Source organism: Chamaesiphon sp. VAR_48_metabat_135_sub (assembly GCF_031418915.1).
Lineage (GTDB): Bacteria > Cyanobacteriota > Cyanobacteriia > Cyanobacteriales > Chamaesiphonaceae > Chamaesiphon.
The window spans coordinates 1-2,588 of the sequence record NZ_JANOJV010000325.1 but is presented as its reverse complement, the minus strand read 5'-3'; the positions used below and the strand labels follow the sequence as shown (position 1 = coordinate 2,588).

General features: G+C 43.7%; 2 protein-coding genes and 1 pseudogene. 2 read left to right on the top strand and 1 reads right to left on the bottom strand.

What is annotated here, in order from left to right:
* Positions 1-365 precede the first annotated feature (365 nt).
* Positions 366-1,097, top strand: coding sequence for a hypothetical protein (locus RMO55_RS22090; protein WP_310430284.1), 732 nt, complete (start codon positions 366-368; stop codon positions 1,095-1,097).
* The gene (locus RMO55_RS22085; protein WP_310430283.1) at positions 1,094-1,960 is read left to right on the top strand and encodes a hypothetical protein; all 867 of its coding nucleotides are present in this window, start codon (positions 1,094-1,096) and stop codon (positions 1,958-1,960) included. Before RMO55_RS22090 ends, RMO55_RS22085 begins: the two co-directional genes overlap by 4 nt.
* Here RMO55_RS22085 and RMO55_RS22080 read toward each other — a convergent pair.
* Positions 1,943-2,588, bottom strand: a pseudogene (locus RMO55_RS22080) (type IV secretory system conjugative DNA transfer family protein); the annotation flags it as partial. The gene RMO55_RS22085 and the pseudogene RMO55_RS22080 sit on opposite strands and share 18 nt — an antisense overlap.

Sequence of the window (2,588 nt, the reverse complement as noted above, 5' to 3'; positions counted from 1 at the left end):
GGTAGTCAGGATGCGGCTGCTCTCTTGGGAGAGTTTGGTGTCATCTTCGCTGGGAATGTAGGCAGGATAATTTAGACTACCCATAGGTCAAACGTCTACTATGCAATATTTTGGTCGATCGGTTGAATTATAACGGATTATTCGCAATAAACGCAACAAGCTAGGTATTCCAAACTCGTCCAAAAATAACTTAGAGCATTGACATCGAAGTCGCTCAAATTAATTCAAAATCGAAGTTGCCCAACGAACGAATCACTTCAGCATCGCGAGAAATTGCAATCGGAGTCAATGGCTGAAGCATCAACGATCGAAGAGGTTATGATTAGAGAAGCTCAATCTTCAGAATCTCTGGATGAGGATAAAACATGACGATTATTCAAGACAAACACGGCGATGTCGATCGAATTGAAGAATCCAAAATCAGTGGCTTATATCTGGGCTGGGTAGTGCCAGAAGACGGACAATGGCAACCGCTGATGAAACTCACCAAATCGGATCGCGGTTATGAAGCCAGCCATACTCGCACATATCAACGGCTGGCACAAAAGTATCGAGGCATGGCTGAGATGGTGTCATTACCGACCGTTGATGGCACAGAAATCGCCCATACGATCCCCGACATCTTTAGCGTCAGAATGCCCCGTCTACGCCCCGATACGGAACGTAGATGTAAGTTTTTAGGGTTGTCTTACCCTAATATCGATCGGATCGCTTTTATCGCCAGGACTGGGGGTAATATTGTTGGGGATAACTATGATATTTGTCCGATCGTCGAACCCACTAGTCATGGTGAGTACAAGTTCTACTGTCTCTTACAGGAAGTAGACTCCAATGTCAGATCTTCGCTTGGGACTCACTCTAAACTCCAGTGTACTATCACCTCAAATAACAGGATAGTCGTCAAAGCAGCAAATAGTGAATTAGGACTACTCCCTCCGTACTTCTCTCTGCTAGGGGATGAAATTACCGGAATCGAGCTTGTCAATGTTAGTGACGATCCATACTTGGGGAATAGAATTTTAGTCACAGTTGCAACCAAGATCGATCTTTATGCTCATCAATGTTTTGAGTTAGCGGTTGAGAAAGCGATCGTATGATTGAATTTTTAGTAGTGAAAATCTCACCAGCAGCTTTTGAAAATGCCGAGGAGATTGAAGGAGGTGCCGCAGAAAAATATCGACTAAACCTACCCGATCTTGGCACAGTGATTCTCAAACTCGATGATGAAAGCTTGAATGGAGCTTGGGTGGAGAAAATTACCTATGAGCTAGCCAAACTGATCGATATCCCTGCGGCTACCTATGAATTTGCGGAATTATTTGACGGGCGTAGGGCGATTGTCAGTCCTAATTACCTGCTGCCCAACCATGATGAACGATCGGGTAAAAGCTTATTAGATACATATTTTGGGCAAGGTAACTACTCATATACGGTCGATACTGTTCTCACCACAATCGATGTTAATCAGATCGAAATCCCCAGTAATTGCAATCTTCCTCCACAAGTTAAAACTGCCACTGAATTATTAACTGGATACCTCATTTTCGACTACTGGATCGATAATATCGACCGTCATTATGAGAACTGGGGGATTCAAATTGACTCGATTACTGGTAGAAGAGAATTACTGCCCACTTACGACCACGGTTTGAGTCTGGGCTTTTTATTGTTTGATGAGGAGTGTCTAGATCTCGCTCCAGCAAATCACGTCCAAAATCAAAGCTCTGCTTTTTCTGGTAATAAGGGTCGCAGTTTAAGCATGAACGGAATGCTGGTGGAAGCGATCTCGAATCAACCCGATGCCGCGAGAGCCTGGATCGAACGAATTACTCAACTCGAACCAGCGACAGTAATCGAACTATTCAATCGTATTCCGGCTGGTTGGATTAGCGATGAGAAGCAGCTATTCGCTATTAATTTATTAGAATTCAATCGGCAGACATTAATTCGCCACAGCTAATTCGCGTCTGACGATTTTGTAGCCAGCCGCCCCTACTAGAGTAGAGATCGCTGATAATCCCTTGGCATCTTTCGGAATTTTAACTTTCGGGGCATCATCTGGAGAAGCTGGATCTTTCCAGTCGCTGGGAACGTTAATTTTGATGTCCAAATTAATTAGGAGATTCTCATCGGCAAAACCTTCGTCGGTATATCCATGCCGTTTCAGAATTTCGATTAATTGGCTGAGAATACAACTCAATTTACTCACTGGGGGTAGTGGAAATAATTCCTCAACTAACTGACAGCGCAAATTAAACATCCGCGATATTTCGGCTTCATCAATTTTCCGATCTTTGAAACTTGCTAACATCGTCTGCCAAACATCTTTTGATTTCTCAGATTCAATTAAATCTCGATTGGGAATCTTAATGTCGTGTAAAATTGGCAAACAAGTTTCCTTTTTAGCAGGATTGATATATCCAGGCGAAATCATCACCGCTCGTCCGGCACCCATTTTCGAGAATTCGGCGGATTCCATCAGTGGAATCGTGGTCACTTGCTCGTTTCGGGAGGTACTACCTCCGCCCTTTTGGGTCGTAATCGATTTAGTATAGTAGCGCAATTCTCGCTCGCCTAAATACTCGCTG

Excerpts from the sequence above, each read along its gene's own strand:
- RMO55_RS22085 (WP_310430283.1), top strand. The coding sequence starts at position 1,094 with ATGATTGAATTTTTAGTAGTGAAAATCTCACCAGCAGCTTTTGAAAAT.
- RMO55_RS22090 (WP_310430284.1), top strand. The coding sequence starts at position 366 with ATGACGATTATTCAAGACAAACACGGCGATGTCGATCGAATTGAAGAA.